This window comes from Litoreibacter ponti (genome assembly GCF_003054285.1).
Lineage (GTDB): Bacteria > Pseudomonadota > Alphaproteobacteria > Rhodobacterales > Rhodobacteraceae > Litoreibacter > Litoreibacter ponti.
Genome location: NZ_QBKS01000001.1, coordinates 1780485 through 1793652 on the forward strand (window position 1 = coordinate 1780485; position 13168 = coordinate 1793652).

At 62.9% G+C, this 13168-nt stretch carries 15 protein-coding genes; 6 read left to right on the forward strand and 9 right to left on the reverse strand.

Translation table 11 applies throughout. The features are described from left to right. Nucleotides 1-27: 27 nt before the first annotated feature. Nucleotides 28-1440 (reverse strand): 1-acyl-sn-glycerol-3-phosphate acyltransferase, encoded by a 1413-nt coding sequence (locus C8N43_RS08970; RefSeq protein WP_107845272.1) that lies wholly within the window; start codon nt 1438-1440, stop codon nt 28-30. Nucleotides 1441-1516: 76 nt separating this feature from the next. Further along, a complete protein-coding gene (locus C8N43_RS08975) occupies nt 1517-2305 on the reverse strand; it encodes a bestrophin-like domain (protein WP_146174193.1) in 789 nt (262 codons plus the stop codon). A 322-nt stretch (nt 2306-2627) separates the two neighbouring features. On the opposite strand from C8N43_RS08975, the gene C8N43_RS08980 reads away from it, so the two are divergent. The 6 genes from C8N43_RS08980 (at nt 2628) to C8N43_RS19590 (ending at nt 8473) form a co-directional block, all read left to right on the forward strand. After that, nucleotides 2628-4607, forward strand: a complete 1980-nt coding sequence (locus tag C8N43_RS08980) for a protein meaA (RefSeq protein WP_107845274.1) — start codon at nt 2628-2630, stop codon at nt 4605-4607. 187 nt (nt 4608-4794) lie between these two features. After that, a complete protein-coding gene (gene deoD, locus C8N43_RS08985; RefSeq protein ID WP_107845275.1) occupies nt 4795-5499 on the forward strand; it encodes a purine-nucleoside phosphorylase in 705 nt (234 codons plus the stop codon). Then, the gene (locus tag C8N43_RS08990; RefSeq protein ID WP_107845276.1) at nt 5496-6476 is read left to right on the forward strand and encodes an aldo/keto reductase; all 981 of its coding nucleotides are present in this window, start codon (nt 5496-5498) and stop codon (nt 6474-6476) included. Before deoD ends, C8N43_RS08990 begins: the two co-directional genes overlap by 4 nt. A 57-nt stretch (nt 6477-6533) precedes the next feature. Further along, a complete protein-coding gene (locus C8N43_RS08995; protein WP_107845277.1) occupies nt 6534-7139 on the forward strand; it encodes a hypothetical protein in 606 nt (201 codons plus the stop codon). A gap of 57 nt (nt 7140-7196) precedes the next feature. Then, the gene (locus C8N43_RS09000; RefSeq protein WP_107845278.1) at nt 7197-8333 is read left to right on the forward strand and encodes an acyltransferase family protein; all 1137 of its coding nucleotides are present in this window, start codon (nt 7197-7199) and stop codon (nt 8331-8333) included. Beyond that, the gene (locus C8N43_RS19590) at nt 8330-8473 is read left to right on the forward strand and encodes a hypothetical protein (RefSeq protein WP_158269951.1); all 144 of its coding nucleotides are present in this window, start codon (nt 8330-8332) and stop codon (nt 8471-8473) included. The genes C8N43_RS09000 and C8N43_RS19590 overlap by 4 nt, the downstream gene beginning before the upstream one ends. Before the next feature lie 61 nt (nt 8474-8534). On the opposite strand, the gene C8N43_RS09005 is transcribed toward C8N43_RS19590, so the two are convergent. Genes C8N43_RS09005 through sdhA form a run of 7 tightly spaced genes read right to left on the reverse strand, consistent with a single transcriptional unit; the run spans nt 8535 to nt 13154 of the window. Beyond that, a complete protein-coding gene (locus tag C8N43_RS09005; RefSeq protein ID WP_107845279.1) occupies nt 8535-9314 on the reverse strand; it encodes a succinate dehydrogenase iron-sulfur subunit in 780 nt (259 codons plus the stop codon). A gap of 13 nt (nt 9315-9327) precedes the next feature. Next, entirely contained in the window at nt 9328-9741 is a 414-nt protein-coding gene (locus C8N43_RS09010) for a hypothetical protein (protein WP_107845280.1), read from the reverse strand. A 3-nt stretch (nt 9742-9744) separates the two neighbouring features. Further along, complete coding sequence (locus tag C8N43_RS09015; protein WP_146174194.1) at nt 9745-10065, reverse strand: succinate dehydrogenase; 321 nt, start codon at nt 10063-10065, stop codon at nt 9745-9747. Next, the gene (locus C8N43_RS09020; protein WP_107845282.1) at nt 10062-10790 is read right to left on the reverse strand and encodes an FkbM family methyltransferase; all 729 of its coding nucleotides are present in this window, start codon (nt 10788-10790) and stop codon (nt 10062-10064) included. The genes C8N43_RS09015 and C8N43_RS09020 overlap by 4 nt, the downstream gene beginning before the upstream one ends. Beyond that, nucleotides 10760-11059 carry a hypothetical protein gene (locus C8N43_RS09025; RefSeq protein ID WP_107845283.1) on the reverse strand — a complete coding sequence of 100 codons (300 nt, stop codon included), beginning with the start codon at nt 11057-11059 and terminating at the stop codon, nt 10760-10762. Before C8N43_RS09025 ends, C8N43_RS09020 begins: the two co-directional genes overlap by 31 nt. Then, nucleotides 11056-11349: a hypothetical protein gene (locus tag C8N43_RS09030; RefSeq protein WP_107845284.1), complete on the reverse strand. Its 294-nt coding sequence runs from the start codon at nt 11347-11349 to the stop codon at nt 11056-11058. The genes C8N43_RS09025 and C8N43_RS09030 overlap by 4 nt, the downstream gene beginning before the upstream one ends. Further along, on the reverse strand, nt 11349-13154 hold the full coding sequence (gene sdhA, locus C8N43_RS09035) for a succinate dehydrogenase flavoprotein subunit (RefSeq protein WP_107845285.1): 1806 nt from the start codon (nt 13152-13154) through the stop codon (nt 11349-11351). Before sdhA ends, C8N43_RS09030 begins: the two co-directional genes overlap by 1 nt. Nucleotides 13155-13168 lie beyond the last annotated feature (14 nt).

Genomic DNA, 13168 nt, shown 5'->3' on the forward strand with positions numbered 1-13168 from the left:
AACCCTTTTTGGTCTATTTTTGTAATTTTATGTCGCACCGCTTTCGCGGGATATGCGCTCCCGGATATGCGCGATCGAGGCTGCATAATAATCCAGCACCTCCGGTGCCTTGTCGGTGACTTGCACGATCTTGTCGGCAGAGACCTCCACCAGTCCGCGCACCTCGAGCATGCGCAGCGCCTCATCGACGGCCCGCGACGCGATGCTGTCGGCGCCATCGCCTTGTGGTAGGCACAGCTCCAGTCTGGCCTCGCGAAACACGGCCACATCCTCGGCAAATCGCGCCTCAATCTCGGCGCGCGCCAAGGTCCCGCCAGCCTCCGTCAGATAGGTCGCAACGACAGGCACCGGCAGGATGGGGACCACCCGAGCCACACGCGCCATCAACGCGTCACCCAGCTCTTGTGCAGGATCGGCACGTTCCTCTTCAAGGAATTCGCGCAGCGACAACGGATGCCCATAGGCCACCGCTGCGAAGCCCAGGCGGTGGAACCGCCCGGTCAGCCGCTGCCCCAGATGCCGCGCCACGTAACGGATCAGGGTAGAGATGCGGAATTTGAATCGGGCCTGTTTGTCGCCCGCGGCAGCGACCAGCACGCGGTCCTCTAGCACCCGGTCGTAATTCAGGCCCACCGGCACGAAGACCACGTCTCGCTGCCTGTCGGGATGAAACCCATCCAGAATGTAGCTGATCAGCCCCAGCTTCGGCTTGCCCAACGCCCCCGTGCGCGACAGACCACCTTCGGGAAAGACAGCCTGCGCGACACCTTCGCGCGCGGACAATTGCACGTATCTCGCCAGCACCTTGCGGTAGAGTGGGTTGAGAGATTTGCGCCGAATAAAGTAGCCGCCCATCATCTTGATCAGCGGACGCAGCGGCCAGACGCGCGCCCACTCGCCCACGGCATAGGACAGCGCGCTGTCGCGGGCCGCCAGATAGGTCACCAGCACGTAATCCATGTTCGAGCGGTGGTTCATGATGAACACCACCGTCGCCTGCGGGTCGATCCTGCCCATCTCGGTTGCGTTGGGATTGACCACCCGCACACGGTAGAGCGTGCGGGACAGCCATTTCGCCAGCCGTGTGCCAAGGCCGAAGTAGACCGTCGCGGAAAAGGACGGCACGATCTCGCGGGCGTAGCGCTGCGCGGTCTCGAAGGCCACATTGTCGGGCACGCCCATCTGGTCGGCATAGTCATTGACCGCGCGGATCACATCCGGGTCGTAAAGCACGTTCTGGATCATGTCGTGGCGGCGGGCGAGCTTGAAGGGTTGGATCGGCCGGGCCAGCCTCGTGTTCAGCCGGGCCACCACGCGCTCCGCACGGCGTCGGAAGAACCATCGCACGGAAGGAAACAGGAAATGTGAGGCCGCGGTCACCGCCGCCAGCAGGCCCATCAGGATCAAGGCCCAGACGGGCAGCTCGACAGTCGTAAACATGCCCGGCAGCGTGGCAGGGATTGCCGCGTCGGTAAATGGGGCGCAGCGGTTGGGTGCGGCAATCGTGGCGGGCGCGCTACGGCATCATTGCATCCGAAACCGCCACCATCGCCGTCTGATTCACCTCGATCAGGCCCCGCCTTGGCCGGTCGAGGTCGATGATCATGAAGACCAACGCCACGATCAGCAACAACATCGCATAGATCGGAAACCCGGCCTTCACCTGCGTCAGCCCCGAATTGTAGCCCAGCACCCCGCCCAGCAGAACAAACGTCGCGAACATCAAGAACAGCACAGGCTCCGGCACGTGGCGGTTGATCGCCGCGTCGCGCGCACCGAGCGAGTCGATCATGTCGTTGAGCGAGGCGGCAAAGCCCATGGCAACCGGACCGGGGGTTTCGGCAGCCTCCGCGCTGGCGACCGCCCAAAGCTTCGCAAACAGCTCTTCGGCGGCACCGATCAGCTCGAGGCGTCGCTCCTCCTGGCTGGCGGGCACACGGCCTGCTTCAACGCGGATGATGCCATAGCGCGACATCAGGGTCTTGGCCTCTTGCGCGCGCGGTTCGCTCAAAAGATCCGTGCGCAGCCAGGCCGTGCCGATAGCATTCGCCTCTTCGACAACCGCGCGGGAGCGGTCGTCGAAGCGGTTGAGGGCCAGCGAGAAGGTAAAGCCCAGCAACAGCGCCAGAAGACCCAGAAGCGAGCCCTGCACCGCAGAGGCCTGCGACTTGCTCTCCTCATTGTGGTGCCGCGCGCCGCGCTTGCCGATCTGGCGTCCGGCCCACATGGCGCCGGCCATCGCGGCCAGCAGCACGGCCGCGATGAGAAAACTGTTGATGTCGTACATAAGCTCTTTCGGTCCCATCGGGCGCGCCTTCTCACTTGAGGCGCAGGCCCCGCTCGCGCGGCGTATACTGCACGGCGCGAGCCACGGAAAGACCTATCGCGGACAGCCCTACATATCACCGGCACGGTCCATCGGCCTGATTACAATGGGACATTCCGACCTTTTGGGAGCGTTCTGAACGGTGCCTTTTCAAGGTGCGTTCGCTCAATGGTTACGCAATCCGCCTATCACGGTTCCGAGGTGCAGTTTCTGCAACGCAGCGAATTGACATTGGTATATTATTCCAAGTATCAACTCACTGGAGTAATATAATTACCCGCACCGATTCCAGCGAGGCCCCATGTCCGACACCCCAGAGACCCCGAAGAAAGACCGCCCTTGGCTGTTTCGCACCTATGCCGGGCACTCAACGGCCAAGGCCTCGAACGCGCTCTATCGGGGGAACCTGGCGAAGGGGCAGACGGGGCTGTCGGTGGCCTTCGACCTGCCGACGCAGACGGGCTACGACAGCGACCACGTGCTGGCGAAGGGCGAGGTTGGAAAGGTGGGCGTGCCGGTGGCGCATCTGGGGGATATGCGCACGTTGTTCAACGACATTCCGCTCGATCAGATGAACACCTCGATGACGATCAACGCGACCGCGCCGTGGCTGCTGGCGCTCTATATCGCGGTGGCCGAAGAGCAAGGCGCGGATGTCAGCGCGCTGCAGGGCACGGTGCAAAACGATATCATCAAGGAATACCTGTCGCGCGGGACGTATATCTGTCCACCCAAGCCGTCCCTGCGGATGATTACGGATGTGGCCGCGTATACCCGCGCGCATCTGCCGAAATGGAACCCGATGAACGTCTGTTCATATCACCTGCAAGAGGCCGGTGCGACGCCTGAGCAGGAACTGGCCTTTGCCTTGGCCACCGCAACGGCGGTTTTGGATGATCTCAAGGGCAAGGTCCCCGCCGAACATTTCCCGGCCATGGTGGGCCGAATTTCGTTTTTCGTGAACGCGGGCATCCGGTTTGTCACCGAGATGTGCAAGATGCGCGCCTTTGTGGACCTGTGGGACGAGATCTGCCGCGAGCGCTACGGCGTCGAGGACCCCAAGTTCCGCCGCTTCCGCTACGGGGTACAGGTGAACTCGCTGGGCCTGACAGAGCAGCAGCCCGAGAACAATGTCTATCGCATCCTGATCGAGATGCTCGCCGTGACTCTGTCCAAACGCGCCCGCGCCCGTGCTGTGCAGCTGCCCGCGTGGAACGAGGCGTTGGGCCTGCCGCGACCCTGGGATCAGCAATGGTCGCTCCGGATGCAGCAAATCATGGCGTTCGAGACGGATTTGCTGGAATATGAGGACCTGTTTGACGGCAACCCCGCGGTCGATCGCAAGGTCGAGGCCCTGAAAGACGGCGCCCGGTCGGAGCTGGCCACGATTGATGGCATGGGCGGCGCCAATGAAGCGATCGAGTACATGAAGTCCCGCCTCGTGGAGGCCAATGCCGAACGTCTGGGCGGCATCGAAAGTGGCGAGACCACCGTCGTGGGCGTCAATAAATACCAGCAGCACGAGGAAAGCCCGCTGACCGCGGGCGACGAGGCGATCATGGTCGCCGACGCAGATGCGGAGGCTGATCAGGTGGCACGTCTGGTCGCGTGGCGGGAGGCGCGCGACCAGACGTCTGTCACCGCCGCGCTGGAGAAAGTGCGTGCGGCTGCGCGCGACGGCACCAACATCATGGCACCCACGATTGAAGCCGCGAAAGCTGGCGCGACCACCGGCGAGTGGGGCGACGTGATCCGGCAGGCCTTCGGGCAGTATCGCGGCCCCACGGGCGTCTCGCGCAACCCGTCGAACCGCACAGAAGGGCTTGAGGAAATCCGCGCGCAGGTTGATGCCGTCTCCGACAAGCTGGGCCGCCGGTTGAAGTTCCTCGTCGGCAAGCCCGGCCTCGACGGCCATTCCAACGGGGCCGAACAGATCGCCGCCCGCGCCCGCGATTGCGGCATGGATATCAGCTATGAGGGCATTCGCCTGACCCCCGCCGAGATTGTCGAGGCCGCGCAAACCGATGAGGCCCATGTGATCGGGCTGTCGATCCTGTCGGGCTCGCACATCCCGCTGATCAAAGACCTGATGGGCCAGCTCAATGACGCAGGGCTCGGCCATATCCCTGTCGTCGTCGGCGGTATCATCCCCGAAGACGACGCCAATTCCCTGCGCGCCATGGGCGTGTCGAAGGTCTATACCCCCAAGGATTTCGAGCTGAACCGCATCATGGTCGATCTGGTCGCGCTGGTGGATCCACAGCAGGTGGCTGCCGAGTAATGTGATTCAAATGAGCGCTTACGCGCACACGATCATTTTTGCTCTCGGGGAGCTTCGCTCCCCGCCGCAAAGGCCTCCCCTCAGAGTATTTGTGACCAAATGGAGAGGCAGCTTGAGCCAGCTTCGCGGTTCCGCCTTTCGGGTTGCGATGCTAAACAAGGCGGATGCCATGTGAGGAGAGCACCCTATGACCATCCACATCGGAGCTAAGCCCGGCGAGATCGCCGAAACCGTTTTGATGCCCGGCGATCCATATCGCGCGAAGTGGGCGGCGGAGACCTTTCTGAAAGATGCCGTGCTGATCAACGAAGTGCGCGGCATGCTTGGGTTCACCGGCACGTGGAACGGCCATCGCGTCTCGATCCAAGGGTCCGGGATGGGCATGCCGTCCCTGTCGATCTACGCCAATGAGTTGATCAAGGATTACGACGCGCAGACACTGATCCGCATCGGATCTTGCGGCGGGATGCAGGACAAAGTGAGCATTCGGGACGTCATTTTGGCGGCGACGTCTTCGACGCTCTCGACCCCCTCCATCGGCATTTTCAAGGAGCTGAACTACGCCCCCTGCGCCGATTGGGGCCTGCTGCATGCCGCCTTCCACGCCGCAGAGGCGCGCGGGGTGACGACCCATGTGGGCGGCATTTATTCGGCGGATGTCTTCTACGATGAGCGACCCGATCTGAACGAGCAGATGACACGCCACGGGATCCTCGCCGTCGAGATGGAGGCGGCAGAGCTGTACAATCTGGCCGCGCGCCATGGGCGACGCGCCTTGGCGGTTTTGACGGTCTCGGACCATCTGATCACGGGAGAGGCGCTTCCCGCCGAGGATCGCGAGAAGAGCTTCGGCGACATGGTCGAGATCGCGCTGGAAGCGGCCTTCGCATGAGGACACGCAAGCTTGGAGCGTTAGAGGTCGGCGCGGTCGGGCTGGGCTGCATGAGCTTCGCGGGCTTTTATGGCGAGACGGATATCGCGACCTCGCACGACACGCTCGATGCGGCGCGGGAGCACGGCATGGACTTCCTCGACACCGCCGAGCTTTACGGTATGGGCCGGTCGGAAGAAGTTATCGGCGCGTATCTTAAGGCCAATCCCGGGCACGGCTTCAAGATCGCCACAAAGGGTGGCATCGTGCCCAAGCCAACGCGTCATTTCGACAATTCCGAAGCCCAACTGCGCAAGGCCCTCGAAGGCTCGCTGCGGCGGCTTGGCGTGGATCATGTGGATCTCTACTACATTCACCGCCGCGAGGCCGAGCGCCCGGTGGAGGAGGTCGTCGAAACACTGGTGAAGTTCATAGACGAGGGCAAGATCGGCGGCTTTGGTTTCTCGGAAATCGCACCGTCGACCCTGCGCCGCGCTCATGCGGTGCATCCGGTGATGGCCGTTCAAAGCGAGTACTCGCTGTGGACCCGGCAGCCCGAGTTGGGCATGATCCAGACCTGCGCGGAACTGGGCGTGGCCTTTGTGCCCTTCTCACCCGTCGCCCGCGGCATGTTCGCGGACCGCTTCCCCGACCCCGCCACCTTTGCTGACACCGATTTTCGCAAACCCCAGCCGCGGTTTCAGGTTGAAAACTTCAAGGCCAATTGCGCCATGATCGACGGGTTCCGGCGCTTTTGCGCGTCGCGCGGGTGGTCCCCGGCGGGGGCGGCGATTGCCTGGACGCTGGATCAGGGCGCGCATCTGATCCCGATCCCGGGCACCCGCAGCCGCGCCCATCTGCAACAGTTGGCGGAGGGCGAGGCAATCCGCTTTACAGATGAGGATCGCCATGAAATCAACCGCTTGCTGCCGATCGGCTGGGCACATGGGGACCGGTACTCTGACGGGCAAATTGTGGGTGTCGAGCGCTACTGCTGAACGCCCGGAACAGTTTGTTTCCTTCGGTTTTGCCCTATAGGTCACCATATATGACCTATGCGACGCCCGTTAATCTCACTCTACGTGCTGCTGACAACACCCATTTCAGTGCCGTGGCGCCTGCTCGCGCGCGGCGCGGCGATCGTGATTACCTTCTTGATTGCGCGCGCGATTGAGCCCTGGACAGGGCTAGGGGCCTTGAATGTTGCGGTTCTGGCGGGGCTTCTGACGACGGGGCTTCGCGCGCTGTCACCCGCCTTCTTCGAGCCGAAGGATCGCGATATCACCTCGGCCATCACAGTCGCGTGCGTCTTGATGTCCCTATCCGCCCTTGCGCATTTCCTGCCCGCCTCAACCCTTCAGATCGGCATCAGCCTTGGCATGTTCGCCATGGGGTTGATGTATGCCTTTGTTCTTTGGCTCGACCCGACGATGTATGACCGCTTGGGCTGGAGGGCCGAGGATTGGGGTACAGAGGGTCACGCCAATGCCGCGCGGTGGCAAATTCTGCGCTGTGCGGGGCTTGGTGTGGCCTATGCCTATGCGGCTTATACCCTGAATGCGGCGGAATGGATCGTCGCCCATGCGGCACTGCCGCTGGTCTTCTACATGCTGTTCCATTGGTCTGTGATCGCCACGCACCCGTATGAGGACAACGCATAAGCGCCAAACTTTTGGCCGATTTTGCCGGTAAACCGCCGGGTGAAAGGGGCAAAAGACATGCGGATCACCTATCTCGACCATCTGCGCGCCATCTGCATGGTGTTCGTCGTGGTGTTGCATGCGTATTACTTGATCGACTACGCCCCCGCCGCCTTCTACGCGGTGTTCATCTACAATTTCTGCATGGGCACGTTCTTCATTATCTCGGGCTACGTGATGGGTCAGACCCTGCCCGGCGGGCCGATATGGCCGCATTTACGCGCGCGCCTTAGGCGTTTGGCCTGGCCGCTGGCCACTGGCCTTGTGCTGATTAACCCCCTAACTCTCGCCGTGATCCATGACGGCTTTTCCACCGCATGGGCCAGCGATGTCTGGGCACGGGCCACGTCCGGCCGGTTGTTTGTGCATCTATGGTTTTTGTTCGCGCTTATGGCATTTACCTGCGCCGTGCCTCTCCTGTTTCGCACCCTTCGATCGGAAATGTGGGCGCGGATCGCTCGCGCTTGCGCCGCCCGGTTACCCCAGGCTTTTTGGCCTACCGCCATTACGCTGGCAGTCGTCACAATTCAAATGAGCCTTGCCGCAACAATCACGCTGGATTTGCCGGTCCCACTGGACGGTCTGGTGAAATATGCCTGGGCCTTCGTGCTTGGGCTCGCATTGTTTCACCACCCTGCCGCGTGGGAAGCATGCCATCGGCCCGGCCCTTTCCCCTTCGTCATCGCGGGAATGTTCTGGCTGGCCATGATCGACGGATGGGCCGCGCAAGGCACGACCCTGCACCATATGCTGCATGCCGCGCGGATCGCCTCAAGCTCGGTCGCGATCAGTTTTGCGCTGCTCTGGGCGTTCCGCCGCTTCGCCAACACTCCGACCCGCGCATGGGCCATCGTGTCCGAGGGCGCTTTGACGACCTATGTGATGCAGTGGCTGGTCCTTCATGCCTTGGTCGGCCCGCTAATGTGGCTCGGCCTGAGCGAGGGCGCGCTTTTCGCAGCGCTGATCATCTGCACGCTCGCGATCAAGCTGCCGGTGCATCACGTGGTGGTCAAACGCAGCCCGCTCCTGTCGCTTCTGTTGAACGGAACCCCGATCCGACGCGCTCAAACGCACCCGGACGCGCAGATTGCCGCAGTGCGGAACCAGGCGGCACCAAACGCGTTACTTCTCCAAACAAAAGGAGACATGACATGAAACGCGTGAAAAAAACCCACATCCTGTTTTTCCTCGCAGCCTCCGCCGTTCTGGCCGGCTGTGACACGGCGGGCGTGAGCCAAGACAGCTCCGAGTTCGAGGCGCCGACGATCACGACGCTCGACAACGTGAATATCTAAAGACACAAAAAAGCCCCCCGCGCCGCAAGGCCGGGGGGCTTTTTTTTTGAACTCATTCAGGCTAAACCTGACGCTCCACCATCATCTTCTTGATAGAGCCGATCGCCTTCGCCGGATTAAGACCCTTCGGGCAGGTCTTAGCGCAGTTCATGATCGTGTGGCAGCGGTATAGCTTAAACGGGTCTTCCAACTCGTCCAGACGCTCGCCAGTCGCCTCGTCGCGCGAGTCGATAATCCAGCGATAGGCATGCAGCAAAGCTGCCGGCCCAAGGTAGCGGTCTCCATTCCACCAGTAGCTCGGGCACGAGGTCGAGCAGCAGGCGCACATCACGCACTCATAGAGCCCGTCAAGCTTCTCGCGATCCTCGACCGATTGCTTCCACTCTTTCGCGGGCGTGTTGGTCTTGGTCTCCAGCCACGGCATGATCGAGGCATGCTGGGCATAGAAATGGGTCAGGTCGGGGATCAGGTCCTTGACCACCGGCATGTGCGGCAGCGGATAGATCTTCACGTCGCCGGAGATCTCATCCATGCCGTAGATGCAGGCCAGCGTGTTGATCCCGTCGATATTCATCGCACAGGACCCGCAGATGCCTTCCCGACAGGACCGGCGGAAGGTCAACGTCGGATCGATCTCGTTCTTGATCTTGATCAGCGCGTCCAGAACCATCGGGCCGCACTTGTCCATGTCAACAAAGTAGGTGTCGACCTGCGGCTGCTTGCCGTCATCGGGATTCCAGCGATAGATCTGGAACTTGCGCACGTTCGTGGCGCCCTCGGGCTTGGGCCAGGTCTTGCCGGTTGTGATCCGGGAGTTCTTGGGCAGGGTCAGTTGAACCATAAGAATGCCTCCTTCAGGATGAAGCAAATGTGTCGAGCGCGCCGCCACCGACAAGGTGGTTAAGCAGGCGCCCGCGCGTTGCGGGAGTACTGGAATTCACGGCGGCGATCTCCGCGTCGGTCAGAACACGGCGCTGGTAGCCGCGCTTGCGCAGGCAGCGGTCCACGCCGCCCGCCTCGCCATTATATCTAATCTGATCTTCATTCAGTGCCACACCAATCGGGCCGATGATGATACCGCCAAACAGCACGCTGGAGACATAGCTGCCGACCACGGCGTTCTGGCCACTGCGCGGTGCCTCTGGCAGGCAGGAATAGAACGCCTGCCGCGCATCGGCGAGGTTCATGCCAGGTTGCGACGGCACGGCCGGACCACGCTCGGCGCAGGCGGCAAGCAACAGGAGGGGCAGCAGAATAGTCTTCTTCACAGTCTAGCCTTTCGGGATCAGGAACGGGGCCAGCCCGTCTTTTAGTAAACATTCAATCGTCTCAGGGCGGGTGGCGATCTCGACCACCAGCTGTGTCTCTTCGGGGCCGAGCCCTGTGACGCCCGCGCGCGCGAGCCGCAGGATTTCGCCCGCGCTGGCATTGTCGATGACGCAATCGGTGGCGGGCTCCAGCGGCACGCCCGGGAAGCGCTGTTGCAGCACGGGGCGCACGGCATCCTTGGCCTCGGCCCGCGCGATCTGGTCGGCGATGCCGTCCTCGCCGCATGCCGCCAGCAGCATCACAAGGATCAAGAGCCACCTCATTGCATCCACCGCGTGAACAGAACGTCCATATGGCGCGGCTGCGCCTTCTTGCCTGCATTGGCGGCCACGGCCAGCACGTCGCGGAACTCGAGACCCGCTTCAGCCAGCAGGGCGATCACCTGCGACGGGGGCGCGACGTCTTTGAAACGGTGGGTCACCGACATCTCGAGGATCACGAAATCGCAGCGCTTCAACGTCTCTGCCCCGCCCTTCAACACGTCCGGTTCGAACCCTTCGGTGTCGATCTTCAGGCCCAACCGTCCCGGCAGATCAGCGGCCATCGTGTCGAGCGTGATTACCGGCACTTCCCGCTGGGCCACGTCCGTAAAGCTGTCGGCCAGCTTGTCGGTGCGCTCCATCAGGCTGGCCATTGCGCCGCCTTTGCCCGGTTCGGTCTCCGGCACGTTCAACATCGCCTTGCCCGGCGCGGCCCCTAAAGCCACCGCGCGGAAATCCCACGATTTGGGCGAGACGCCTCGGCGCACGACGCCTTCGCATTCCGCCTGCGGGTCGACGAGCACGAAATGCGCATCGGGAAAGGATTTGTAGAGCCACGGCGTGCCGTCATGCACGCCCACGTCAATCACGCAATCAGGCGTAAACCCGTAGCCCTTCAGGTAAGGTGGGCGCGTCTTGATCGGGTGGAGCGCAAAGCCCTCCTCCCGCGCAGCGCGGCGTATGTCGGCCAGATCGGCTATAGCGATACCCCGTTGCTTTCCATGCAAAGAAGCGTGCCCTCGCGCGTCATGATCTCCGAGATCATTCCGGTGGTCGACGCATCCAGCACCTCAACCCCGGCAAGAAATTGCAGCTCTTCCGTCGTGGTGTTCTGTGCGCCGCAATTGGCAATCGCGGCCTGCTCGGCGGGCGATTTGTCGAAGGCCACATCGGCGACGAAACGCGCAATCGCCTGCTCGGAACTTTGGGTCGGCTCGTCCAAGGGTACCGCAGCGCCACAGGCGGCAAGGGCCAGGACAGGAAGATAACGCATCATGTAGAGGCTCCGATCGTGATGCCAAAGCGGGTCGGGTCCGGCTCGCCATTGACCTTGCGGCGCACGCAGGCCTCGAACGCGTCTTGCGGGTCTTCCGGGTTGAACACCCGGTCGGTCAGCACGATTGAGCCTTTCGCCTTGCCGCCGCCAGAGCCCACCCCGACGCCGACATTGCCCGACACCCCGTCCGCCAGCCCCGGCTCATTGCGACACAACTCTGCCGCCCGCTCGGGTGAGACCGGAGCAGGCGCGCAGGCCACAGCCACAAGAGCCACGGCCAGCCAACGCATCAGTAGACGCGGGCCTTGGGCGCGATTTTCTTCAGGTCGATACCGCCCTCGTTATGCGAGGTCAGCGGGTCAAGATGCACGCCGCGGTAATCCAGCGAGGCCTTGTGGCCCTTGAAATACGTCAGCGAGTGCTTGCGCCAGTTCTCGTCGTCGCGGTCCGGGTAGTCCTCGTGGGCGTGGGCCCCGCGGCTTTCCTTGCGCGCCTCGGCGGCCACGATGGTGGCGACCGCGTTGGGCATCAGGTTGGCGAGCTCCAGCGTCTCCATCAGGTCGGAGTTCCACACCAGCGAGCGGTCGGAGACCTGGACGTCGTCCATCTTGCCCGCGACGCCTTCCATCTTCTCGACACCCTCGGCGAGGGTCTTGTCGGTGCGGAAAACGGCTGCGTCTTCCTGCATGGTCTTCTGCATCTCCAGACGCAGCTCGGCGGTGGGCATGTGGCCCTTGGCGTGGCGCAGCCCGTCGAAGCGGTCCAGCGCAGCCTCGATCGCGCGGCTCGGCATCGTCGGGTTCGGCGCGCCGGGCTTGACCACCTCCGCGGCGCGGATGGCCGCTGCGCGACCAAAGACCACGAGGTCAATGAGCGAGTTCGAGCCAAGGCGGTTCGCGCCATGGACCGACGCGCAACCCGCCTCGCCCACGGCCATAAGGCCCGGCGAGACCCGGTCGGGGTCGTCCTTCGTCGGGGCCAGCACCTCGCCCCAATAGTTGGTCGGGATGCCGCCCATATTATAGTGCACCGTCGGCAGCACCGGGATCGGCTCCTTGTGCAGGTCGACACCCGCAAAGATACGCGCGCTTTCCGAGATGCCCGGCAGACGCAGTTTCAGCGTCTCCGGCGGCAGGTGATTGAGGTGCAGATGGATGTGGTCGCCATTCTCGCCCACGCCGCGGCCTTCGCGGATCTCCATCGTCATGCAGCGCGAGACCACGTCGCGGGACGCGAGGTCCTTGTACGTGGGCGCATACCGCTCCATGAAGCGCTCGCCTTCGGAGTTGGTCAGGTAGCCGCCCTCGCCCCGCGCGCCTTCGGTGATCAGGCAGCCCGCGCCGTAAATTCCGGTGGGGTGGAATTGCACGAACTCCATGTCCTGCAGCGGCAGGCCGGCTCGCGCCACCATGCCGCCACCGTCGCCGGTGCAGGTATGAGCCGAGGTCGCCGAGAAGTAAGCACGCCCGTAGCCGCCGGTGGCCAGCACGACCATCTTGGCGGAGAACAGGTGCAGCGTGCCATCGTCGAGCTTCCAACACAGAACGCCGGTGCAGACGCCCTCATCATTCATGATCAGGTCGATGGCGAAATACTCGATGTAGAACTCGGCGTTGTTCTTCAGCGACTGGCCGTAGAGTGTGTGAAGGATCGCATGGCCGGTCCGGTCAGCGGCGGCGCAGGTGCGCTGCACGGGCGGGCCTTCGCCAAACTCGGTTGTGTGACCGCCGAAGGGGCGCTGGTAGATCTCGCCCTTCTCGGTGCGCGAGAACGGGACGCCGTAATGCTCCAGCTCGTAAACCGCCTTGGGGGCCTCGCGGGCGAGGTATTCCATCGCGTCCGTGTCGCCCAACCAGTCAGAGCCTTTGACGGTGTCATACATGTGCCACTGCCAGTGATCCGGCCCCATGTTCGACAGCGACGCCGCGATGCCGCCTTGCGCCGCCACCGTATGGGAGCGGGTCGGGAAAACCTTCGTCACACAGGCCGTGCGCAGGCCCTGCTCGGCCATGCCAAGGGTCGCGCGGAGGCCAGCGCCGCCGGCCCCAACCACGACAACATCATATTCGTGAACTTCGTATTCGTAAGCAGCCATGATTTCTGGGCCTC

Excerpts from the sequence above, each read along its gene's own strand:
- sdhA (WP_107845285.1), bottom strand. The coding sequence starts at position 13,154 with ATGGCTGCTTACGAATACGAAGTTCACGAATATGATGTTGTCGTGGTT.
- C8N43_RS08990 (WP_107845276.1), top strand. The coding sequence starts at position 5,496 with ATGAGGACACGCAAGCTTGGAGCGTTAGAGGTCGGCGCGGTCGGGCTG.
- C8N43_RS08970 (WP_107845272.1), bottom strand. The coding sequence starts at position 1,440 with ATGTTTACGACTGTCGAGCTGCCCGTCTGGGCCTTGATCCTGATGGGC.
- C8N43_RS09005 (WP_107845279.1), bottom strand. The coding sequence starts at position 9,314 with ATGGTTCAACTGACCCTGCCCAAGAACTCCCGGATCACAACCGGCAAG.
- deoD (WP_107845275.1), top strand. The coding sequence starts at position 4,795 with ATGACCATCCACATCGGAGCTAAGCCCGGCGAGATCGCCGAAACCGTT.
- C8N43_RS09015 (WP_146174194.1), bottom strand. The coding sequence starts at position 10,065 with ATGAGGTGGCTCTTGATCCTTGTGATGCTGCTGGCGGCATGCGGCGAG.
- C8N43_RS09025 (WP_107845283.1), bottom strand. The coding sequence starts at position 11,059 with ATGATGCGTTATCTTCCTGTCCTGGCCCTTGCCGCCTGTGGCGCTGCG.
- C8N43_RS08975 (WP_146174193.1), bottom strand. The coding sequence starts at position 2,305 with ATGGGACCGAAAGAGCTTATGTACGACATCAACAGTTTTCTCATCGCG.
- C8N43_RS09000 (WP_107845278.1), top strand. The coding sequence starts at position 7,197 with ATGCGGATCACCTATCTCGACCATCTGCGCGCCATCTGCATGGTGTTC.
- C8N43_RS09030 (WP_107845284.1), bottom strand. The coding sequence starts at position 11,349 with ATGCGTTGGCTGGCCGTGGCTCTTGTGGCTGTGGCCTGCGCGCCTGCT.
- C8N43_RS08980 (WP_107845274.1), top strand. The coding sequence starts at position 2,628 with ATGTCCGACACCCCAGAGACCCCGAAGAAAGACCGCCCTTGGCTGTTT.
- C8N43_RS19590 (WP_158269951.1), top strand. The coding sequence starts at position 8,330 with ATGAAACGCGTGAAAAAAACCCACATCCTGTTTTTCCTCGCAGCCTCC.
- C8N43_RS08995 (WP_107845277.1), top strand. The coding sequence starts at position 6,534 with ATGCGACGCCCGTTAATCTCACTCTACGTGCTGCTGACAACACCCATT.